This window comes from Paraburkholderia unamae (assembly GCF_003096875.1).
Taxonomy (GTDB): Bacteria; Pseudomonadota; Gammaproteobacteria; order Burkholderiales; family Burkholderiaceae; genus Paraburkholderia; species Paraburkholderia unamae.
The window spans coordinates 124037-144835 of the sequence record NZ_QEOB01000019.1; the positions used below are offsets into that span (position 1 = coordinate 124037).

At 64.0% G+C, this 20799-nt stretch carries 20 protein-coding genes, 1 tRNA gene and 1 pseudogene; 16 read left to right on the forward strand and 6 right to left on the reverse strand.

Translation table 11 applies throughout. From position 1 onward, the window contains the following. Positions 1-51: 51 nt before the first annotated feature. From C7402_RS33180 to C7402_RS33200, 5 genes are all read right to left on the reverse strand, one after another. On the reverse strand, positions 52-1005 hold the full coding sequence (locus C7402_RS33180; protein WP_116613660.1) for a UDP-2,3-diacylglucosamine diphosphatase: 954 nt from the start codon (positions 1003-1005) through the stop codon (positions 52-54). Positions 1006-1126: 121 nt separating this feature from the next. Further along, positions 1127-1678 carry an RDD family protein gene (locus C7402_RS33185; RefSeq protein WP_224044975.1) on the reverse strand — a complete coding sequence of 184 codons (552 nt, stop codon included), beginning with the start codon at positions 1676-1678 and terminating at the stop codon, positions 1127-1129. Positions 1679-1832: 154 nt separating this feature from the next. Then, the gene (locus C7402_RS33190; protein ID WP_116613661.1) at positions 1833-2660 is read right to left on the reverse strand and encodes a DUF3106 domain-containing protein; all 828 of its coding nucleotides are present in this window, start codon (positions 2658-2660) and stop codon (positions 1833-1835) included. Positions 2661-2690: 30 nt separating this feature from the next. Beyond that, entirely contained in the window at positions 2691-3119 is a 429-nt protein-coding gene (locus tag C7402_RS33195; RefSeq protein WP_112174277.1) for a DUF3619 family protein, read from the reverse strand. Beyond that, positions 3116-3679, reverse strand: coding sequence for an RNA polymerase sigma factor (locus C7402_RS33200; RefSeq protein ID WP_112174276.1), 564 nt, complete (start codon positions 3677-3679; stop codon positions 3116-3118). Before C7402_RS33200 ends, C7402_RS33195 begins: the two co-directional genes overlap by 4 nt. A gap of 431 nt (positions 3680-4110) precedes the next feature. Between C7402_RS33200 and C7402_RS33205 the strand changes: the two genes are divergently transcribed. The 6 genes and pseudogenes from C7402_RS33205 to C7402_RS33230 all read left to right on the forward strand — a co-directional run bounded on the left by C7402_RS33205 (position 4111) and on the right by C7402_RS33230 (position 11180). Next, entirely contained in the window at positions 4111-5886 is a 1776-nt protein-coding gene (locus tag C7402_RS33205; RefSeq protein WP_112174369.1) for an acetolactate synthase 3 catalytic subunit, read from the forward strand. Positions 5887-6000: 114 nt separating this feature from the next. Further along, on the forward strand, positions 6001-6492 hold the full coding sequence (ilvN, locus tag C7402_RS33210; RefSeq protein ID WP_027795483.1) for an acetolactate synthase small subunit: 492 nt from the start codon (positions 6001-6003) through the stop codon (positions 6490-6492). A 110-nt stretch (positions 6493-6602) separates the two neighbouring features. Then, positions 6603-7625, forward strand: a pseudogene (gene ilvC, locus C7402_RS33215) (ketol-acid reductoisomerase); the annotation flags it as partial. 148 nt (positions 7626-7773) lie between these two features. Next, positions 7774-8427: a phosphatidylserine decarboxylase gene (locus C7402_RS33220; protein ID WP_112174275.1), complete on the forward strand. Its 654-nt coding sequence runs from the start codon at positions 7774-7776 to the stop codon at positions 8425-8427. A gap of 12 nt (positions 8428-8439) precedes the next feature. Next, positions 8440-9315, forward strand: a complete 876-nt coding sequence (gene pssA / locus C7402_RS33225; RefSeq protein WP_112174274.1) for a CDP-diacylglycerol--serine O-phosphatidyltransferase — start codon at positions 8440-8442, stop codon at positions 9313-9315. Between the two features lie 314 nt (positions 9316-9629). Beyond that, positions 9630-11180 (forward strand): 2-isopropylmalate synthase, encoded by a 1551-nt coding sequence (locus C7402_RS33230; protein ID WP_116613662.1) that lies wholly within the window; start codon positions 9630-9632, stop codon positions 11178-11180. 107 nt (positions 11181-11287) lie between these two features. On the opposite strand, the gene C7402_RS33235 is transcribed toward C7402_RS33230, so the two are convergent. Beyond that, positions 11288-11839, reverse strand: coding sequence for a hypothetical protein (locus C7402_RS33235; RefSeq protein ID WP_224044973.1), 552 nt, complete (start codon positions 11837-11839; stop codon positions 11288-11290). 235 nt (positions 11840-12074) lie between these two features. On the opposite strand from C7402_RS33235, the gene C7402_RS33240 reads away from it, so the two are divergent. The 10 genes from C7402_RS33240 to C7402_RS33285 all read left to right on the forward strand — a co-directional run bounded on the left by C7402_RS33240 (position 12075) and on the right by C7402_RS33285 (position 20795). Continuing rightward, positions 12075-13379 (forward strand): branched-chain amino acid ABC transporter substrate-binding protein, encoded by a 1305-nt coding sequence (locus C7402_RS33240; protein ID WP_112174367.1) that lies wholly within the window; start codon positions 12075-12077, stop codon positions 13377-13379. 145 nt (positions 13380-13524) lie between these two features. After that, on the forward strand, positions 13525-13794 hold the full coding sequence (rpsO, locus tag C7402_RS33245; RefSeq protein WP_028226251.1) for a 30S ribosomal protein S15: 270 nt from the start codon (positions 13525-13527) through the stop codon (positions 13792-13794). Between the two features lie 340 nt (positions 13795-14134). Beyond that, on the forward strand, positions 14135-16279 hold the full coding sequence (gene pnp / locus C7402_RS33250) for a polyribonucleotide nucleotidyltransferase (RefSeq protein ID WP_112174272.1): 2145 nt from the start codon (positions 14135-14137) through the stop codon (positions 16277-16279). Positions 16280-16425: 146 nt separating this feature from the next. Then, on the forward strand, positions 16426-17442 hold the full coding sequence (locus C7402_RS33255; protein ID WP_116613663.1) for an NAD(P)H-quinone oxidoreductase: 1017 nt from the start codon (positions 16426-16428) through the stop codon (positions 17440-17442). 179 nt (positions 17443-17621) lie between these two features. Beyond that, on the forward strand, positions 17622-18404 hold the full coding sequence (tpiA, locus tag C7402_RS33260) for a triose-phosphate isomerase (protein ID WP_116613664.1): 783 nt from the start codon (positions 17622-17624) through the stop codon (positions 18402-18404). A 102-nt stretch (positions 18405-18506) separates the two neighbouring features. Continuing rightward, entirely contained in the window at positions 18507-18896 is a 390-nt protein-coding gene (gene secG, locus C7402_RS33265) for a preprotein translocase subunit SecG (RefSeq protein ID WP_116613665.1), read from the forward strand. 111 nt (positions 18897-19007) lie between these two features. Then, positions 19008-19092: transfer RNA gene (locus C7402_RS33270), tRNA-Leu, on the forward strand. A 164-nt stretch (positions 19093-19256) separates the two neighbouring features. Beyond that, positions 19257-19616: an NADH-quinone oxidoreductase subunit A gene (locus tag C7402_RS33275; protein ID WP_112174268.1), complete on the forward strand. Its 360-nt coding sequence runs from the start codon at positions 19257-19259 to the stop codon at positions 19614-19616. Between the two features lie 72 nt (positions 19617-19688). Continuing rightward, on the forward strand, positions 19689-20168 hold the full coding sequence (locus C7402_RS33280; RefSeq protein WP_027819582.1) for a NuoB/complex I 20 kDa subunit family protein: 480 nt from the start codon (positions 19689-19691) through the stop codon (positions 20166-20168). Between the two features lie 21 nt (positions 20169-20189). Beyond that, entirely contained in the window at positions 20190-20795 is a 606-nt protein-coding gene (locus tag C7402_RS33285) for an NADH-quinone oxidoreductase subunit C (RefSeq protein ID WP_112174267.1), read from the forward strand. The last annotated feature ends 4 nt before the right edge of the window (positions 20796-20799 follow it).

Here is a 20799-nt window from a genome sequence, read left to right on the forward strand (position 1 = left end):
CGGGCAATCGGTCGATCGGTCGGTCAATCGGTTACGCGCGACCGCCACGGATCAGGCGGCGCTCACGCGAGCCTTGCGGGTGGAGGCCTGCGCCTCGGGCGCGCGCATCACGGTCCAGTAGACGATGCGCAATTCGCCCTCGAAGGTCTCGACGAGCGCGGTGAGGCTTTCCACCCAGTCGCCGTCATTGCAGTAGAGGATGCCGTCGATGTCGCGGATCTCGGCCTTGTGAATATGCCCGCACACGACGCCGTCGCAGCCGCGCCGGCGCGCTTCGTCGGTCATCACGCGCTCGAACGACGAGATGAAGTTCACCGCGTTCTTCACCTGGTGCTTGAGGTACTGCGAGAGCGACCAGTACTGGAAGCCGAGCTTCGCGCGAATGCGGTTGAACCAGCGGTTGAGCAGCAGGATCAGCGTGTAGGCCGAGTCGCCGAGATAGGCGAGCCACTTGGCATGCTGGATCACGCCGTCGAAGAGGTCGCCGTGCACGACCCACAGGCGCTTGCCCGAGAGCGTGGTGTGGAAGGCCTCTTCGCGCACATGGATGTCACCGAACGCGAGATTGCAGAACTGGCGCGCGGACTCGTCGTGGTTGCCGGGGATGTAGATGACCTGGGTGCCCTTGCGCGCCTTGCGCAGCACTTTCTGCACGACGTCGTTGTGCGCCTGCGGCCAGTACCAGCCCTTCTTGAGCTGCCAGCCGTCGATGATGTCGCCCACGAGGTACAGGTATTCCGACTCGTTGTGGCGCAGAAAATCGAGCAGATACGACGCCTGGCAGCCGCCGGTCCCGAGATGGATGTCGGAGAGCCAGATCGTGCGATAGCGCGTCGGATCGGGATGATCGTCGTCGTGGCTGCCGGTGTCGGGGTCGTTGTCGAGCGGCAGGGGCGGGGCCGGGAAACTGGCGCCGCCCCCGGGGGCCGGGTGGAACGTGGCGGAGTCGGTGCCTCGTCCGGTGGTTTGCCGGAACAGGGTGGTCGCTGACGTCTTTTGGGCCATGGCGCACGCGGCGGGTTTGTAATACGCGCATTGCGCCATGCGGGCGTGACGGCAACATGACAGTCACGAGAAGGTCTTGTTACGCAGTCCTGCGTTGTGCCTTCCGGCCGGCAGGAGAGGCTTATGCCGTCGCGCGTTGTGGCGTGACGGCGACGATGCGCGTGCCCGCGATGCGGTCGTGCAGGAACTGCCGGTCGCGGGCGAAGCGGGCGCTCGCGGCCCAGAGCGCGAACCACGCAGCGCAGAGCGCAAGCGTGTGCGCAACGGTGAGATGCAGGAGCGGATGCAGCACGAGCGGCGGCAGGAACCAGAGCCACGCGGCCCCGTAGCGCAGCGCCGCGCGCGCGAGGGTGGGCGGCGCGCCGCGCGGACCCACCACGCGCAGGCGCCAGGTTTTCATCGGCAGCGTCTGGCCGCCCTTGTGCCAGAAGCCGACGAAGTACACGCCGGCCACGAGGATGATCCAGGCCGCCATCAGGTTGTGGTACGTGTAGCCGTTGCGCTGCTGCATGACGAGGCTGAACGCGAGCCCTGCGGCGAAGACCACGCCAAAGAGCAGCACGCTCTCGTAGACGAACGCGGCGAGGCGGCGTCGAATCGAGACCGGAGGCGCTTCGGTGGGAGTGGTCGCGGCGGCGGGCGGGAGGGCGGCGGCTTGGGCGCTTTCGGACACGATGGCGTCGGTTGGGAGACGAGTTGTGGACGAGGACGCCCCAAGCATAACCGCGAAAGCGCGCACGGCGATACGGCGGCAAGGCCGCTACGGGGTTAACGATGGCGAGGCGATGCTCCGCGGGAATGACGGCGGGGTGACGCGCCGGGGGGCTTCAGGAGCCCTTGAACGCCGCGGGGGCCTCAGCGGGCGAAACCGGAATCGGCGTGGCGGGCACGAAGCTGCCGGCAGCGGGAATGCCCGCGGCGAACGACGATGCCGCCGGTGGCTCACCGGGTGCGCCCGGCGTGGCGGGTGCGAGCCCCGAGCCTGTGCTGCTTGCGCCTGCGGCACCCGACGCGCCCGTGACGCCGGGCGGCGCATGGGGCAAGCCGCGCCGGTCGCGCTCGTTGACGAGCCGCTCGATATCGCGAATCTCGCTCTTGTTGCCGCTGGGCGGCGCGCTGACGACGGTCGGGCGGCGCTTGTGCTCGCTGGCGGCGAGGCGCGCCTTCTGCTCTTCGGAAAGCTGCTGATACGCCTTCCAGGCGCGCTGACGCGCCTGCGCCGGCAGTTCCTTGGACACCTGGTAGTTCTCGCGCGCGACGCGGCGCTGCTCGGGCGTCATGCGCACCCATTCGGTCATGCGCTCATGCAGTCGCTTTTGCGCTTCGGGTGACATCTTCGGGTAACGTGACGCGATCTTTAGCCATTTCCGCTTGCGCTCGTCGCTGAACTGGTCCCAGTCGGTGGCGAAGGGGGCGAGTGCGGCGTGCTGGGCTTCGCTCAGGCGCGCCCATGCGAGCGGGCTGTCCTGGCCGGGCAGCGGCGCGAACGTGGTCGCGAGCGAACTGTCGGGCGTGGGGGCTTTCGCCTGCGTGGCGACACCGGCCGCGGGCTCGCCAGCCGGCTCGGGATGAAAGCGCGGGTAGGTCGCCACATACGACACTACCGCCGCGACCACAGATCCAATGACAACGGCCAGGCCGCGCTTGTAACTCACCCCGTCAGTCTCCCGCTTAAGCGTTTTTCCTTAGTGCGCGCGCGTCAGATACGCGTTGAACCCGTGATCGAGATAGGCGGTGAGCGGCAGGTCGTCGCTCAACATGGCCGCGTCGATATCGGCGAGTTCGGCAGTGCGTTGCTGATCTTCGAAGTACGCGATGGCAAAGAGTCCCGCCACCAGCGCCGCGAGCGGCCAGGCGAGCGCGAAGCGCGCGAACGCCGAGCGGCGGCGCTTGGGCAGGCTCATATCCGCGCCGCTCATGCTGCCCACGCCCGGCGCGGCAAGCGCCGGCGCGCGCACGAGCACGAACTCGGCCTTTTTGCGGGCGAGCGCGGCCTTGCGGGCGGCGGCGAGTCGGGCAGTGGTGGGAGCGGGCAGGCTGGCGGCACTCTCGTCGAGCGCGCGACGCATCTCCTGCACGAACGCTAATTCTTTGTTTTCGAGGGCGGAGCTCATAGCGTGATTCCTTTGGCCTTGAGCGCATGAGCCAGCGTGTGGGTGGCCCGGGAGCAGTGCGTTTTCACACTGCCTTCGGAGCACCCCATGGCGGCGGCAGTCTCGGCGACATCCATATCCTCCCAGTAACGCATCAGAAACGCCTCCCGTTGACGTGCCGGTAATTTCTGGATTTCGTCGTCGATCATCTGGAGCACCTGGGCGCGCTCGATCTGCTGCTCGCTGCTTTCGGCGCCGACTGTGCCCTGCTGGGCCTCGAAGGTCTCGAGGGGGTCGAAGTCCTCGTCGTCGGCGTTGCCGAGCGACGAAAACAGGCTCACCCACGTATTGCGTACTTTCTGCCGACGAAAATAGTCGTGCATCGTATTTTGCAAAATACGCTGGAAGAGCAGGGGGAGTTCGGCGGCCGGACGGTCTCCGTATTTTTCCGCGAGCTTGATCATCGCGTCCTGCACGATGTCGAGCGAGGCGTCGTCGTCCCTTACGGCGTAGACCGTCTGCTTGAACGCGCGTCTTTCGACGCCTGCCAGAAAGTCGGCGAGTTCCTTGTCTGATGCCATCCGTTGCAGGGCGCCGCCACCAGCGTACGCGTAATCGTTCGAAAAATGTCGTAAAACTCGCGGATCCTAGCAAATTTTCGCGCCTACAGGGTAGCGGGAAGGCCGTGAGAATGCTTCGCATCATGGATGTGCGTGCCTTGGCGGCCGCTTGCTAGCCGCTCGCCAGCCTCTTTGTGGGCCGTTTTACCGGCCTTCGTCGGCGCCGCGAGGTGTGCGCGCTCGCGCAACGTTCATGCCCGGCTTCTCAATAATTGCTTGACCGAAAGGCGGCGAGCCGCTATCTTCGACGGTTCGCAACATAAGTGACTTGTCTCAATTCAGGTGTGGCCCATGAGGCTCATCTGTCAACTGGACGCGCCGCTTGAACCCGAGCCACAAGCCCGGCAGAGAGCACCCGATCAATTTTTTGCCGAAAATTCGAAAGGTCAATGATGAATATGCCCAGCGCGGAATTCTCCACGTCGGTCCCCCCTTCGCAAGAATCTGACCCCCAAGCTCATACCTCCATCGGCGGAACCGTGCTGATGAAAGCGCTCGCCGACGAGCAGGTCGAATTCATCTGGGGTTATCCCGGCGGCTCGGTACTCTACATTTACGACGAGCTGTACAAGCAGGACAAAATCCAGCACGTTCTCGTGCGCCACGAACAGGCAGCCGTGCACGCGGCCGACGCCTACGCGCGTTCGACCGGTAATGTCGGCGTGTGTCTCGTGACCTCGGGACCTGGCGTCACCAATGCGGTGACGGGCATCGCGACGGCCTATATGGACTCGATCCCGATGGTGATCATCAGCGGCCAGGTGCCTACCGCCGCGATTGGTCAAGACGCCTTCCAGGAGTGCGATACGGTCGGCATCACGCGTCCCTGCGTGAAGCACAACTTCCTCGTGAAGGACGTGCGAGACCTCGCCGCTACCGTCAAGAAGGCTTTCTACATTGCGCGCACCGGCCGTCCCGGCCCCGTGCTGATCGACATTCCGAAGGACGTGTCGAAAACGCCGTGCGCGTATGAACCGATCAAGAGCGTCTCGCTGCGCTCGTACAACCCGGTCACCAAGGGCCACTCGGGGCAGATCCGCAAGGCGGTGTCGCTGCTCCTCTCGGCCAAGCGTCCGTATATCTACACCGGCGGCGGCATCATCCTCGCGGATGCGTCGCGCGAACTGAACCAGTTCGCCGATCTGCTCGGCTATCCGGTCACGAACACGCTGATGGGGCTGGGCGGCTATCGCGCAAGCGACCGCAAGTTCCTCGGCATGCTCGGCATGCACGGCACGTACGAAGCCAACATGGCGATGCAGCACTGCGACGTGCTGATCGCGATCGGTGCGCGCTTCGACGACCGCGTGATCGGCGACCCGGCGCACTTCGCCTCGCGTCCGCGCAAGATCATTCACATCGACATCGACCCGTCGTCGATTTCGAAGCGCGTGAAGGTCGACATCCCCATCGTCGGCGACGTCAAGGAAGTGCTCAAGGAGCTCATCGAGCAACTTCAGCACGCCGAACACGGCCCGGATACGGCCGCTCTGGCCGACTGGTGGAAGGACATCGAAGGCTGGCGCGAGAAGAACTGCCTGAAGTTCGACCGTTCGAGCGAAATCATCAAGCCGCAGTACGTGGTGGAAAAGGCGTGGGAACTCACGGGCGGCAACGCGTTCGTGTGTTCGGACGTCGGCCAGCACCAGATGTGGGCTGCGCAGTTCTACCGCTTCAACCAGCCGCGCCGCTGGATCAACTCCGGTGGCCTCGGCACGATGGGCTTCGGCCTGCCGGCGGCGATGGGCGTGAAGATGGCGCACCCGGACGACGACGTGCTGTGCATCACGGGCGAAGGCTCGATCCAGATGTGCATTCAGGAGCTGTCGACCTGCAAGCAGTACGACACGCCCGTGAAGATCATTTCGCTGAATAACCGCTACCTCGGCATGGTCCGCCAGTGGCAGCAGATCGAATACAGCAAGCGCTATTCGCATTCCTATATGGATGCGCTGCCTGACTTCGTGAAGCTCGCCGAAGCGTTTGGCCACGTCGGCATGCGGATCGAAAAGACTGCGGACGTCGAGCCGGCGCTCAAGGAAGCGCTGCGCCTGAAGGACCGCACGGTGTTCCTCGATTTCCAGACCGACCCTTCCGAAAACGTCTGGCCGATGGTACAGGCCGGCAAGGGCATCACCGAGATGCTGCTCGGCTCGGAAGACCTGTAACGGTATTTGCACGGCGCCGTTTCGACCTCGCGCGGCGCGCGTCCACACAACGGGCGCGCGAGTTCGCGGGGGAGGGCGGCACCCAGGCTAACTGGATAAATCGCGGATCACATCATGAGACACATCATTTCCGTTCTGCTGGAAAACGAGCCTGGCGCGCTCTCGCGCGTGGTTGGCCTCTTCTCCGCACGCGGCTACAACATTGAAACCTTGACGGTGGCGCCGACCGAAGACCGTTCGCTCTCGCGCATGACCATCGTTTCCATTGGCTCGGACGACGTGATCGAACAGATCACGAAGCATCTGAACCGCCTGATCGAGGTGGTGAAAGTGGTCGACCTTACCGAGGGCGCCCACATCGAGCGCGAGCTGATGCTGATCAAGGTAAGGGCGGTCGGCAAGGAACGTGAGGAGATGAAGCGGATGGCGGATATTTTCCGCGGACGCATCATCGACGTCACCGAAAAGACCTACACGATCGAACTGACGGGCGCGAGCGACAAGCTCGACGCGTTCATCGAAGCGATCGACGCAACCGCGATTCTCGAAACCGTCCGTACGGGCGGCTCGGGCATCGGGCGCGGAGAGCGCATTCTGAAGGTGTGACCCGACCACAGTCGATCTTGCACCGGAACTTGACCGGATGCGTCTTTAATCGCATCCGGTGCAGCAAAAGCTAATAGCATTACCGAAATTCACCAGACTCTCGCCAAGGAACCAACATGAAAGTTTTCTACGACAAGGACGCCGATCTCTCCCTCATCAAGGGCAAGCAGGTCACGATCATCGGTTACGGCTCGCAAGGCCACGCCCACGCGCTGAACCTGAAAGACAGCGGCGTGAACGTCACGGTCGGTCTGCGCAAGAACGGCGCATCGTGGAGCAAGGCTGAGAACGCCGGCCTGCAAGTCAAGGAAGTGGCTGACGCGGTGAAGAGCGCTGACGTTGTCATGATGCTCCTGCCCGACGAGCAGATCGCCGATGTCTACGCGAAGGAAGTTCACGCGAACATCAAAAACGGCGCAGCCCTCGCATTCGCGCACGGCTTCAACGTTCACTACGGCGCGGTGATCCCGCGTGCGGATCTGGACGTCATCATGATCGCGCCGAAGGCGCCGGGCCACACGGTTCGCGGCACCTACTCGCAAGGCGGCGGCGTGCCCCACCTGATCGCTGTCCACCAGGACAAGTCGGGCGCAGCACGTGACATCGCCCTGTCGTACGCAGCAGCGAACGGCGGCGGCCGTGCCGGCATCATCGAAACGAACTTCCGCGAAGAAACGGAAACCGACCTGTTCGGCGAACAGGCTGTTCTGTGCGGCGGTACGGTCGAGCTGATCAAGGCTGGCTTCGAAACGCTGGTGGAAGCCGGCTACGCGCCGGAAATGGCGTACTTCGAGTGCCTGCACGAACTGAAGCTGATCGTCGACCTGATCTATGAAGGCGGCATCGCCAACATGAACTACTCGATCTCGAACAACGCCGAGTACGGCGAGTACGTGACGGGCCCGCGCGTCGTCACGGCAGAGACGAAGAAGGTCATGAAGGACGTTCTCAAGGACATCCAGACCGGCGAATACGCCAAGAGCTTCATCCTGGAGAACAAGGCCGGCGCACCGACGCTGCAATCGCGTCGCCGCCTGGGCGCCGAGCACCAGATCGAAACGGTCGGTGCGAAGCTGCGCGCGATGATGCCGTGGATCGCTGCAAACAAGCTCGTCGACCAGTCGAAGAACTAATCTGACGGTTTCGGGCTGATTGCGCGTGCGGTTTTATGTAGTCGCGCAGCAGCTTGATCTGAGTCAGACCCGAAAAAGCCGCCCAGGTGGGATGAACCCTGGGCGGCTTTTGCTATCCTACGGTTTTTAAAATAACAGCGAAGCCACCATGAATTACCCTCATCCGATCATCGCGCGCGAAGGCTGGCCGTTCATCGCCATTGCGGCCGTCGTGGCGCTCTTGATCCATGCGGTCGCAGGCTTCGGACTCGCATGGCCCTTCTGGCTGATCCTGATCTTCGTCGTGCAGTTTTTCCGCGATCCGCCGCGCCCGATCCCGAGCCAGCCCAACGCCGTGCTGTGCCCGGCCGACGGCCGCATCGTCGCCGTGGAAACCGCGCATGACCCGTATGCAAACCGTGAAGCGCTGAAGATCAGCGTGTTCATGAACGTCTTCAATGTGCACTCGCAGCGCTCGCCCGTGGACGGCGCCGTCGCCAAGGTCGAGTACTTCCCGGGCGCGTACCTGAACGCCGCCATCGACAAGGCTTCGACCGAAAACGAGCGCAACGCGGTGGTCCTGACGATGGCCGACGGCACGACCGTCACCTCGGTACAGATCGCGGGCCTGATCGCGCGCCGCATTCTCTGCTACGTGCGCGCCGGCGAGCCGCTTTCGCGCGGCCAGCGCTATGGCTTTATCCGCTTCGGCTCGCGTGTGGACGTCTACCTGCCGGTGGGCAGCCGCCCGCGCGTGTCGATTGGCGAGAAGGTGTCCGCCTCGTCGACGATCCTCGCCGAACTGCCGACCCAATCGGCATAAAGGAGGGCAGCGATGGCCGGATTCAAACAGCGTCGACCCCGTAACCCGGCCGGCGCGCCGCTGCCGCGGCCGTTTCGGCGCAACAAGGCCGTGCAGGAGCCCATGGGCGTCGCCGCGAGCCGGCGCGCGGCGCGCCAGGAATTCCTGAAAAAGCGCGGCATTTACCTGTTGCCCAACGCGTTCACCACGGCGGCGCTCTTCTGCGGCTTTTTCGCGGTCGTGCAGGCCATGAACGTGCGCTTCGAGGTGGCGGCGATCGCCATTTTCGTGGCGATGGTGCTTGACGGCATGGACGGACGCGTCGCGCGCATGACGCACTCGCAAAGCGCGTTCGGCGAGCAGTTCGACAGCCTCTCGGACATGGTGTCGTTCGGCGTGGCGCCCGCGCTCGTGATGTACGAGTGGGTGCTCAAGGATCTCGGGCGCTGGGGCTGGCTGGCGGCTTTCGTCTACTGTTCGGGCGCGGCATTGCGTCTCGCGCGCTTCAACACGAACATTGGCTCGGTCGACAAGCGCTTCTTCCAGGGCCTGCCGAGCCCGGCCGCAGCGGCGCTCATTGCCGGCTTCGTCTGGCTCGCCACCGACAACCGCGTGCCCGTGAAGCTGTCCTGGCTGCCGTGGGTGGCCTTCGTGCTGACCATTTACGCGGGCGTGACCATGGTGTCGAACGCGCCGTTCTACAGCGGCAAGGCGCTCGACGTGCGCCACCGCGTGCCGTTCGCGGCCACGCTGCTCGTGGTGGTGGCGTTCGTGCTGGTGTCGTCGGACCCGCCGCTGATGCTGTTTGGCCTGTTCGTGCTCTACGGCCTTTCGGGCTATGTGTTCTGGGCGTATCAGGCCATGCGTGGACGCAACAATCCGGCCCGCTCGTCGCCGCGTGAGCGGTAGGGCGCGCGCGCGGGATCGATGAAAAAGAGGGCTGTGCGTGAGCGCGGCCCTTTTTCTTTTTCCGGTCGGCCGCGCTGGTCGCTTCCAATTGCGCTATCGGCGGATTCCGGCTATAGTCGGCGGCATGGACACCATCCAGTTCCCCCTCTTTTCCCTTCAAGCCGGCGCGCTACTAAGCACGCTAGCGCTAGCGCGCCTGCCGCGCTGATCTCGCTCGCCCTCCGTAAGCCTCGTTCATTGTCAGCGTCGCCATCGGTGGCGCGAACACCCAAAATCCGTTTTAGACACTGAACAAGTCCCCCTGGAGACCCGAAATGGCAGCAGACAAGCTCATCATCTTCGATACGACGTTGCGTGACGGTGAACAGTCGCCCGGCGCGTCGATGACGAAGGAAGAGAAAATCCGCATCGCGAAGCAGCTCGAGCGCATGAAGGTCGACATCATCGAAGCCGGCTTCGCGGCCAGCTCGAACGGCGACTTCGACGCGATCCACACGATCGCCGGCATGGTCAAGGACAGCACGATCTGCTCGCTCGCCCGCGCGAACGACAAGGACATCCAGCGCGCCGCCGACGCGCTCAAGCCCGCCGACCACTTCCGCATTCACACGTTCATCGCCACCTCGGCGCTGCACATGGAGAAGAAGCTGCGCATGTCGCCGGAACAGGTGCTCGAGCAGGCCAAGCTCGCGGTGCGCTTCGCACGCAAGTTCACGAACGACGTGGAGTTCTCGCCCGAAGACGGCAGCCGCTCGGACATGGACTTCCTGTGCCGCGTGCTCGAAGCCGTGATCAACGAAGGCGCGACCACGATCAATATCGCCGATACGGTCGGCTACGGCATTCCGGAGCTCTACGGCAATCTCGTGAAGACGCTGCGCGAGCGCATTCCGAACTCGGACAAGGCCGTGTTCTCGGTGCACTGCCACAACGACCTCGGCATGGCCGTGGCGAACTCGCTGGCCGGTGTGCAGATCGGCGGCGCGCGCCAGGTGGAGTGCACGATCAACGGTCTCGGCGAGCGCGCGGGCAACACGTCGCTCGAAGAAATCGTGATGGCCGTGAAGACCCGCAAGGACTACTTCGGCCTCGACCTCGGCATCGACACCACGCAGATCGTGCCGGCGTCGAAGCTCGTTTCGCAGATCACCGGTTTCGTCGTGCAGCCGAACAAGGCGGTGGTGGGCGCGAACGCGTTCGCACACGCTTCGGGCATCCACCAGGACGGCGTGCTCAAGGCGCGCGACACTTACGAAATCATGCGCGCGGAAGACGTGGGCTGGAGCGCGAACAAGATCGTGCTCGGCAAGCTTTCGGGCCGCAACGCGTTCAAGCAGCGTTTGCAGGAACTGGGCATCCAGCTCGACAGCGAAGGCGAATTGAACAACGCATTCGCGCGCTTCAAGGAACTGGCCGATCGCAAGTCCGAAATCTTCGACGAAGACATCATCGCGATCGTCACGGAAGAGTCGGCGCAGGCGCAGGACCAGGAACACTTCAAGTTCATCTCGCTCGCGCAGCACTCGGAAACGGGTGAGCGTCCGCACGCACGCGTGGTGTTCTCGGCAGACGGCAAGGAAGTGACCGGGGAAGCCGCGGGCAACGGCCCGGTGGACGCCACGCTCAACGCGATCGAAACCGAAGTGGGCAGCGGCTCGGAACTCCTGCTGTACTCGGTGAACGCGATCACGACGGGCACCCAGGCGCAGGGCGAAGTGACGGTGCGTCTCTCGAAGGCCGGCCGCATCGTCAATGGCGTGGGCACCGATCCGGATATCGTCGCCGCTTCGGCGAAGGCGTATATCTCGGCGCTCAACAAGCTGTACTCGGGCGACAAGGTGAATCCGCAGCGCTCCGAAGCGTAACAAGCGCTATCAGCGAAGGCGAGGCAATCCGCCTCGCCTCGTCACGCAAAATGAAAAACCCCCGGGCGCTGCAAGCGCGCGGGGGTTTTTGTTTCTGTGTCGCGAAATCAGAACGTGCTGCGACGGTCCGGGTCGTGCAGCGGGTCGGGCGTCTTCTGCGTGAGCCGCAAAATGCCCTGATCGTCGAAGTAGAAGCTGTAGAGCATGTACCAGACGTTGTCTTCCTGGTAGCGGTAGGTCCAGGCTTCTTTCTTCATCAGCGGGAAGTAGGCGGTTTCCACCGGGCGGCCGAAGTTCACGAGCACGTCGGTGCGCGTCCATTTGCCGATTTCGGCGCGATAGAACTCGTTGGGTTGCAGCACCTGGCGCACGTTCATGACCTTGCCGCTCGCGTCGATGTCGGCGGCGGTGGTGGTTTCGCCCATTGGCTGGGTCGGCCACATGAGGCGCTTGCCGCCGTCGGGCAGGTCGTAGACCTCGGCCGGCGGCCCGAAGCGCGCGATGACGGATTGCGCGTCGTCGCCGGCGTGGAATTGCTGCCACGGCTGCGCGCAGCCGGCTAGCGCGAGGGCGCCCACGCCTGTTACGAGGGCGAGGCGCGCGTGGCGCGAGACGAGGCGCAGACGCGTGGCAAGCGAGGTTGAAAGGCGCGTGTGCATGATGTCCCCCGTTTGGCCTGGTTCCCGTGATCCAGTGGCCGCCGTGAATGTGGATCTCTTATTTTGACACGGCGCGCCGAGAGCGCGGGGCCCGGCTGTCTCGTTCTGTCTCGTTGCGTGGCGCAGGCCGGTCTTGCCGTCGCGCGCGCTCGCGGCCTATGATCCGCGCTTCGAATGGAAATCCGCTTGGCGCCATCCCGGCATCAAGTCGGCATCAGAAACGAGGGAAGAGCGCATGAAGGCACGAATGACGCGCGCCGCGGCGGCGATGCTCGCCATGGCGGCGGCGCTGGCAACGGGGTTGGCAGCCTCGCACAGCGCGCAGGCGGACGAGGCGCCCACGGGCAAGCCCATCCAGTTGGCGCTGATCGAGGGGATGTCCGGGCCGTTCGCCGACGCGGGCGCGGCCGTGGAGCGCAACCTGCGCTTCGGCGTGGAGCGCGTGAACGCGCGCGGCGGCGTGACGCTCGGCGACGGGCGCCATCCGCTCGAACTCGTCGTGCTGGACAGCAAGGGCAGCACCGAAGCGGCGCTCGTGCAGTTGCGCGCGGCCCAGGATCGCCACATCGGCTATGTCATGCAGGGCAACAGCTCGGCGGTGGCGGCGGCGCTCGTCACGGCGATCGACCGCCAGAACGCGCGCGAACCCGACAATCGCGAGCTTTTCCTCAACTATTCCGCCGACGATCCCGCGCTCACCAATGCGAACTGTAGCTTCTGGCACTTCCGCTTCGACGCGCACGCCGGCATGCGCATGGACGCGCTCGCGGACGTGATCGAGGCCGACAAGTCGGTGAAGAAGGTCTATCTGCTGAACCAGGACTACAGCTTTGGCCACGACGTGAGTACGCTCGCTCGCGCGGCGCTGGCGAAGGACCGGCCGGACATCGCCGTCGTTGGCGACGAGTTTCACCCGATCGGGCGCGTGAAGGACTTCGCGCCGTATATCGCCAAGATCCGCGCGGCCGGCGCGGACGCCGTCATTACGGGCAACTGGGGCAACGACCTCACGCTGCTCGTGAAGGCCGCGCGCGAGCAGGGGCTCGACACGAAGTTCTACACCTTCTATGGCAACAGCCTCGGTGCGCCGGCCGCGCTCGGCGACGCGGGCGTGAAGCGCGTGATCGCCGTGGCCGACTGGCATCCGAACGCGGGCGGTGCGGCCTCCGACGCCTGGTACAAGGCATTTCGCGCGCGTTATCCGGCGGCCCAGGACGACTACCCTGTGCTGCGCATGTCGATGATGGTGGAAATGCTCGCCCAGGCCATGACGAAGGCCGGAACGGCCGACCCCGTGGCGGTCGCGAAGGCGTTGGAGGATCTGCACTTCCAGGGGGACGAAAGCGGCTTCCACCCGATGTGGATGCGCGCCGACGACCACCAGGCGATCCAACCCCTTTACGTCATGCAGATGGACAAGCAGGGCACGGCTGGTGTGCGTTACGACAACGAGGGTTCCGGCTACGGCTTTCGCACGATGCTGGCGCTGCCCGCGCAGCGCACCGTGCCGGCCACATCGTGCAAGATGAAGCGCCCTTGACGGCTTCTTGTGTGCGGGTTCGCGGCAAATCGGGGCTGTGCTACAATACGCCCCTTGTCGCAAATCCGCGGCAAGGCAGTAAAGAACCAAGCCACGGCACGGCCTTTCTTCCGTGACCGCTCGTTTGTTTTAAAGGAAAAGCAAAATGTCCGTAGCAGATATCAAGAAGTCCGAAGTCGTCGCGCAATTCGCGCGCGGCACCAATGACACGGGTTCGCCCGAAGTTCAGGTTGCGCTCCTGACGTCGCGTATCAACGAACTGACCGCGCACTTCAAGTCGCACGCCAAGGATCACCACAGCCGCCGCGGTCTGCTGCGCATGGTGAGCCGCCGCCGCAAGCTGCTCGACTACCTGAAGGGCAAGGACGCTGATCGTTACCGCGCGCTGATCGAAAAGCTGGGTCTGCGCAAGTAACCGGAAGGTCTTTCACAAAGATGCCTGTGTCAGTTCCGCTGATGCAGGCATTTTGTTTTTGAACGGCGCGCTTCGTACACGTATTCGTACAAGTTTCACGCGCAGCGCGCCGGGTCAAAACACACGGCATCACCACGCAGCATCAGCAGTACAAGCAGCAGGGCCGGGCCTCGAGGCAGAGCTTTGTGTCATTCCAGCGGATCGTGCGCGCCTGTGTCGCAAGGTCGCGACCCGCTGGAATGGCATAACACTCCTCTACCTGTGCGGTGCCGGAGCCTGTCTTGCCGCAGCGCCCGCGTGTGCGGGCGCCGCATAACAAATGAGTAAGGAGTGAGTGACCATGACCATGTTCAATAAAGTCGTGAAGGAATTCAAATGGGGCCAGCACAATGTGCGCCTCGAAACCGGTGAGATCGCCCGTCAGGCGAGCGGTGCCGTCATCGTCGACGTCGAAGACACCGTCGTGCTCGCGACCGTCGTCGGCGCGAAGACCGCCAAGCCGGGCCAGGACTTCTTCCCGCTCACCGTCGACTACATCGAAAAGACCTATTCGGCCGGCAAGATCCCCGGTGGCTTCTTCCGCCGCGAAGGCCGTCCGTCGGAAGGCGAAACGCTGATCTCGCGCCTGATCGACCGCCCGCTGCGTCCGCTCTTCCCGGAAGGCTATTACAACGAAGTCCAGGTCGTGATCCACGTCCTGTCGATCAACCCGGAAGTCCCGGCTGACATCCCCGCGCTGATCGGCGCGTCGGCTGCGCTGGCGATCTCGGGTCTGCCGTTCAACGGCCCGGTGGGCGCCGCACGTGTGGCCTACATCAACAACGAGTACGTGCTGAACCCCACGCGCGCGCAGATCAAGGAATCGCGCCTCGACCTCGTCGTGGCCGGTACCGAGCGCGCCGTGCTGATGGTGGAATCGGAAGCCGACCAGCTGCCGGAAGACGTGATGCTCGGCGCGGTCGTGTTCGGCCACGAGCAGATGCAAACGGCTATCGACGCCATCCACGAACTGGTTCGTGACGGCGGCAAGCCCGAGTGGGACTGGACGCCGGCGCCGAAGGACGAAGCGCTCATCGCGCGCGTGACGGCCATCGCCAACGACAACCTGCTCGCCGCGTACCAGTTGCGCGACAAGCAACAGCGTTCGACCAAGCTGAAGGAAGTCTACGCAGCCACGTCGGCCAAGCTCGAAGAAGAAGCGGCAGCGGCCGGCACGACGGCGGCCGACAAGGCCACGGTCGGCAACGTCATGTTCGACCTCGAAGCGAAGATCGTCCGCTCGCAGATCCTGAACGGCGAGCCGCGTATCGACGGCCGCGACACGCGCACGGTTCGTCCGATCGAAATCCGCACGGGCGTGCTGCCGCGTACCCACGGTTCGGCGCTCTTCACGCGCGGCGAAACGCAGGCGCTGGTTGTGGCGACGCTCGGCACCAAGGGCGACGAGCAGATCATCGACGCGCTCGAAGGCGAATACCGCGACCGCTTCATGCTCCACTACAACATGCCCCCGTTCGCGACCGGCGAAACGGGCCGTGTTGGCTCGCCCAAGCGCCGTGAAATCGGCCACGGCCGTCTCGCGAAGCGCGCGCTCGTCGCGTGCCTGCCGAGCGCCGAAGAGTTCGGTTACTCGATCCGCGTGGTGTCGGAAATCACCGAATCGAACGGTTCGTCGTCGATGGCTTCGGTGTGCGGCGGCTGCCTCGCGCTGATGGACGCAGGCGTGCCGATGAAGGCGCACGTCGCCGGCATCGCGATGGGCCTGATCCTCGAAGGCAACAAGTTCGCGGTGCTGACCGACATCCTCGGCGACGAAGATCACCTCGGCGACATGGACTTCAAGGTTGCCGGTACGGAAGCCGGCGTGACCGCGCTCCAGATGGACATCAAGATCCAGGGCATCACCAAGGAAATCATGCAGGTCGCCCTCGCGCAAGCGAAGGAAGGCCGTATGCACATCCTCGGCAAGATGACCTCGGCGGTGTCGGGCGTGAACACGGAGCTGTCGGCTTACGCTCCGCGCATGATCACCATCAAGATCAACCCGGAAAAGATCCGCGACGTGATCGGCAAGGGCGGTTCGGTGATCCGCGCGCTGACGGAAGAAACCGGCACGACGATCGACATTTCGGACGACGGCGTTGTGACGATCGCTTCGACGTCGAGCGAAGGCATGGCCGAAGCGAAGAAGCGCATCGAGAACATCACGGCCGAAATCGAAGTGGGCCAGGTGTACGAAGGCGCGGTCCTCAAGCTGCTGGACTTCGGCGCGATCGTGAACCTGCTGCCGGGCAAGGATGGTCTGCTGCACATCTCCGAGATCGCCAACGAGCGCATCAAGGACATCAACGACTATCTGAAGGAAGGCCAGGTCGTGAAGGTCAAGGTCATCCAGACGGACGAGAAGGGCCGCGTGCGCCTGTCCGCCAAGGCGCTGCTCAACGAGCAAGCCAGCGGCGCACCGCAGGGCGAACCGCAGGAGTAAAGCGGTAAGCTCCAACGGCCGGCAGCGTGCAGAACGCGCCGGCCGTTTTTTATGACAATGAGGGTGAATGGCCTTGCGCACGCGTCGATCATGTCGCGTGCGCAACGCCATCCAGACAGGGGCGCGGAGCTCTGAGGAGAGGTGACATGAAGGCAGTCGAGATTACCGAATTCGGTGCGCCGGACGTGCTCAAGCTGGCCGAGCGGCCGACCCCCGAGCCGAAGGCGGGCGAGGTGCTGATCAAGGTGGGCGCCTCGGGTGTGAACCGTCCCGACGTGTTTCAGCGCAAGGGTTCGTATGCGCCGCCGCCGGGTATTTCCGACCTGCCGGGCCTCGAAGTGGCGGGCGAGATCGTCGGCGGCACGATCGACGAAAAGAACAATCCGTTCGGCCTGAAGATCGGTGACCGCGTGTGCGCGCTGATCGCGGGCGGCGGCTACGCCGAATACGCGGTCGCGCCGCTCGGGCAGTGTCTGCCCGTGCCGAAGGGGCTCACGGACGTCGAGGCGGCGTCGCTGCCCGAAACCTTCTTCACGGTCTGGAGCAACGTGTTCCAGCGCGCCTATCTCGGCAAGGGCGAGGGCGGCGAGAACGAAACGCTGCTCGTGCAGGGCGGGTCGAGCGGCATTGGCGTGACGGCCATCCAGATCGCGCATGCGCTCGGCTTTCGCGTGTTCGCGACCGCGGGTTCCGACGACAAGTGCCGCGCCTGCGAGGCGCTCGGCGCCGATCGCGCCATCAACTATCGCACCGGCGATTTCGTGGAGGTCGTCAAGGCGCTCACGAACGATCGCGGCGTGGACGTGATTCTCGACATGGTGGCGGGCGGCTATGTGTCGCGCGAACTGTCGGCGCTGGCTACCGGCGGCCGTATCGTGCTGATCGCGACGCTGGGCGGCTCGAAGGCTGAGTTGAACATGGGCGAGATCCTGCGTCGCCGCCTGACGGTCACCGGCTCGACGCTGCGCGCGCGTTCCGTCGAGTTCAAGGCGCAGATCGCGCAGGAACTGAAGACGACGGTCTGGCCCCTGATCGAAGAGGGCCGCATCAAACCCGTCGTGTTCCGCGTGTTCCCCGCGACGCAGGCTGCCGAGGCCCATGCGCTGATGGAAAGCAGCGAGCATATCGGCAAGATCGTGCTCGATTGGAGCAGCGCGGCCTGAGTCCAGCCTGATCGCGGCCCGGCGCGAGCGGCTTGCGCCGGCTCGCCGCGGTTCATGCTTGATTATTCGGGATTTTTTCGGGTATTTTTTGCGCCTCGCGGACGGTGTGGTTTGACCCGCCTGGATTTCACGCAGTAAAATTATGTGTTTTGCGTCCGCTTTTAACAGCAACCGGAACAATGACGAAACAACGATCGAAGCTCGTAGTCGGTAACTGGAAGATGCACGGCCGCCTCGCGGCCAATGCGGCATTGCTCGAAGGCGTCGCACGCGGCGCGCAGGCGCTGCCCGCGGACGTGCGCGTAGGCGTGTGCGTACCGTCTGTCTACCTCGCGCAGGCGCAGGCGCTGCTCGGCGGCAGCCGGGTCCTGTGGGGCGCGCAGGACGTGTCCGCGCACGAGCAGGGCGCGTACACGGGCGAAATCGCGGCGGGCATGGTCGCCGACTTCGAAGCCGCTTTTGCGATCGTTGGTCACTCGGAGCGCCGCGCTTACCATGGCGAAAGCTCCGAACTCGTCGCGCAGAAGGCGCAGCGCGCGCTCGCGGCTGGCGTCACGCCCATCGTCTGCGTAGGCGAAACGCTCGAGGAGCGCGAGTCGGGTGCGACCGAGCGCGTGGTCGGCGCACAACTCGACGCGGCGCTGGCGGTGTTGTCGGCCGACGAGGCGGCGCGCATCGTCGTCGCCTATGAACCTGTCTGGGCGATCGGCACGGGCAAGAGCGCGACCTCGGAGCAGGCTCAGCAGGTGCACGCGTTCCTGCGTGGGCGCCTCGCGGCCAAGGGCGCCCAGGTGGCGGACGTGCCGCTGCTCTACGGCGGCAGCGTGAAGCCGGAAAATGCGGCGGAGCTCTTCCGTCAGGCCGATATCGACGGTGGCCTGATCGGTGGTGCATCGCTGAAAGAAGGGGATTTCCTCGCGATCTGCGCGGCCGCTGCGGCGGGCGCCAGCGTTGCGGGCTAAAGGCTTGCGCACGGCTCGCTCGGGATAGAGCGAGTCATGCGGGCTGCTTATGCGTTTGCCTCGGCCAGGGGCGGGCGCTCAACCAGGACTCAGGTGAGTGTGATGCTGTATTTGAAAACGTTGATTATCGTCGTCCAGCTTCTGTCGGCGCTCGGGGTGATCGGCCTCGTATTGCTGCAACACGGCAAAGGCGCGGACATGGGCGCGGCTTTCGGCAGCGGCGCCTCGGGCAGCCTGTTCGGCGCGAGCGGTTCCGCGAACTTTCTTTCGCGGACTACTGCCGTTCTCGCAACGGTGTTTTTCGTGTCGACCCTTGCATTAACCTACCTGGGGTCGTATCATGCGAAGCCTTCGGCGGGCGTGCTTGGCGCTGCGGCACCAGCCCCTGTCGTGGCCTCGGCTCCGGTTGCTTCGGCACCCGCGGCGGCTTCTCCGGCGGCGGCTTCTCCGGTTGCAGCAGCCTCGAACCCGGGCAACGACGTGCCGAAATAATTCTGAAAAACTTGTTTTTGTGCGTTGAACAAAGAACGGAAACAAGTTAGAATTTAAGTCTTGAAGCGATTCGCGGGTTGCAAGAATTTGTTGTCCCGGATTGCATGTAGTGCCGACGTGGTGAAATTGGTAGACACGCTATCTTGAGGGGGTAGTGGCGAAAGCTGTGCGAGTTCGAGTCTCGCCGTCGGCACCAATGTTATCTAAAAAATGCCAGCCGCTTGCTTCAGCTTCGGCTGGCATTTTTGCTTCTTACGTCGTGTTCGTTTTCTGTTCGCAGCGCGAAGTACGTGAAGTGATTCCCGCGGAGCGATGCAAGTTCCTGCGGAACCTCAGAACCAACCGATATAGAGGATAGCCTTGAACCTCGCTGCCTATTACCCCGTCCTTCTATTCCTCCTCGTAGGTCTCGGTCTGGGCATAGCGCTAGTGACAATTGGCAAGGTCCTCGGTCCCAACCGGCCAAACAGCGAAAAAAATTCGCCGTACGAGTGCGGCTTCGAAGCGTTCGAAGACGCGCGCATGAAGTTCGACGTACGCTACTACCTGGTCGCCATCCTTTTCATCATCTTCGACCTCGAAACGGCATTCCTGTTTCCGTGGGGTGTGGCCCTGCGCGACATCGGTTGGCCCGGTTTCCTGTCGATGATGCTGTTTCTGCTCGAATTCCTGCTGGGCTTTGCCTACATCTGGAAGAAGGGTGGTCTCGACTGGGAATAATGGGTTAATCGCCGGATAGCATGGGCGGCACTGCGGGGAAACTGTGGGCTGTCCGTCTGGAGTGGAAAGCACATGAGTATCGAAGGGGTCTTGAAGGAAGGGTTTGTCACCACCACGGCTGACAAGCTGATCAACTGGACGCGCACTGGCTCGCTGTGGCCGATGACGTTCGGTCTGGCGTGTTGCGCGGTCGAGATGATGCACGCGGGCGCGGCCCGCTACGACCTCGACCGTTTCGGCGTGGTGTTCCGCCCGAGCCCGCGTCAGTCGGACGTCATGATCGTCGCCGGCACGCTGTGCAACAAGATGGCGCCCGCGCTGCGCAAGGTCTACGACCAGATGGCCGAGCCGCGCTGGGTCATTTCGATGGGGTCGTGCGCCAACGGCGGCGGCTACTACCACTATTCGTATTCGGTCGTGCGCGGGTGTGATCGCATCGTGCCGGTCGATGTCTATGTGCCGGGTTGCCCGCCGACAGCGGAAGCCCTGGTCTACGGGGTGATCCAGTTGCAGGCGAAGATTCGCCGCACCAGCACCATCGCCCGTCAATAAAGGCCGCGGCCTCCCCACAATATGGCAAGCAAACTCGAGACCCTGAAAGCGAACCTCGAAGCGGCCCTTGGCGCGCGCATCGTCAGCCTCACCGAGGCACTTGGCGAGCTGACGCTGGTCGTCAAGGCGGGTGAGTACCTCGGCGTGGCCAAGGAGCTGCGCGACAACCCCTCGCTGCGCTTCGAGCAATTGATCGACCTGTGCGGCGTCGACTATCAGACCTACGGCGACGGCGCATGGGAAGGCCCGCGTTTCGCGGCTGTGTCGCAACTGCTCTCCCTCACGAACAACTGGCGCCTGCGCCTGCGCGTGTTCGGCCCCGACGACGATGTGCCCATCGTGCCTTCGGTCGTCGAGATCTGGAGTTCGGCGAACTGGTACGAGCGCGAGGCGTTCGACCTCTTCGGCATCGTCTTCGAAGGCCACCCCGACCTGCGCCGCATCCTGACCGACTATGGCTTCATCGGACACCCGTTCCGCAAGGACTTCCCGATTTCGGGTTACGTCGAAATGCGTTACGACCCGGAGCAGAAGCGCGTGGTCTACCAGCCGGTCACGATCGAGCCGCGCGAGATCACGCCGCGTGTGATCCGCGAGGATCGCTACGGTGGTCTGAGGAAACACTAAGAGG

Coding starts and splice junctions, on each gene's coding strand:
- pnp (WP_112174272.1), top strand. CDS start 14,135: ATGACCATGTTCAATAAAGTCGTGAAGGAATTCAAATGGGGCCAGCAC.
- secG (WP_116613665.1), top strand. CDS start 18,507: ATGCTGTATTTGAAAACGTTGATTATCGTCGTCCAGCTTCTGTCGGCG.
- C7402_RS33200 (WP_112174276.1), bottom strand. CDS start 3,679: ATGGCATCAGACAAGGAACTCGCCGACTTTCTGGCAGGCGTCGAAAGA.
- C7402_RS33240 (WP_112174367.1), top strand. CDS start 12,075: ATGAAGGCACGAATGACGCGCGCCGCGGCGGCGATGCTCGCCATGGCG.
- C7402_RS33180 (WP_116613660.1), bottom strand. CDS start 1,005: ATGGCCCAAAAGACGTCAGCGACCACCCTGTTCCGGCAAACCACCGGA.
- C7402_RS33195 (WP_112174277.1), bottom strand. CDS start 3,119: ATGAGCTCCGCCCTCGAAAACAAAGAATTAGCGTTCGTGCAGGAGATG.
- C7402_RS33255 (WP_116613663.1), top strand. CDS start 16,426: ATGAAGGCAGTCGAGATTACCGAATTCGGTGCGCCGGACGTGCTCAAG.
- C7402_RS33205 (WP_112174369.1), top strand. CDS start 4,111: ATGAATATGCCCAGCGCGGAATTCTCCACGTCGGTCCCCCCTTCGCAA.
- rpsO (WP_028226251.1), top strand. CDS start 13,525: ATGTCCGTAGCAGATATCAAGAAGTCCGAAGTCGTCGCGCAATTCGCG.
- C7402_RS33220 (WP_112174275.1), top strand. CDS start 7,774: ATGAATTACCCTCATCCGATCATCGCGCGCGAAGGCTGGCCGTTCATC.
- tpiA (WP_116613664.1), top strand. CDS start 17,622: ATGACGAAACAACGATCGAAGCTCGTAGTCGGTAACTGGAAGATGCAC.
- C7402_RS33235 (WP_224044973.1), bottom strand. CDS start 11,839: ATGCACACGCGCCTTTCAACCTCGCTTGCCACGCGTCTGCGCCTCGTC.
- C7402_RS33230 (WP_116613662.1), top strand. CDS start 9,630: ATGGCAGCAGACAAGCTCATCATCTTCGATACGACGTTGCGTGACGGT.
- C7402_RS33280 (WP_027819582.1), top strand. CDS start 19,689: ATGAGTATCGAAGGGGTCTTGAAGGAAGGGTTTGTCACCACCACGGCT.
- pssA (WP_112174274.1), top strand. CDS start 8,440: ATGGCCGGATTCAAACAGCGTCGACCCCGTAACCCGGCCGGCGCGCCG.
- ilvN (WP_027795483.1), top strand. CDS start 6,001: ATGAGACACATCATTTCCGTTCTGCTGGAAAACGAGCCTGGCGCGCTC.
- C7402_RS33285 (WP_112174267.1), top strand. CDS start 20,190: ATGGCAAGCAAACTCGAGACCCTGAAAGCGAACCTCGAAGCGGCCCTT.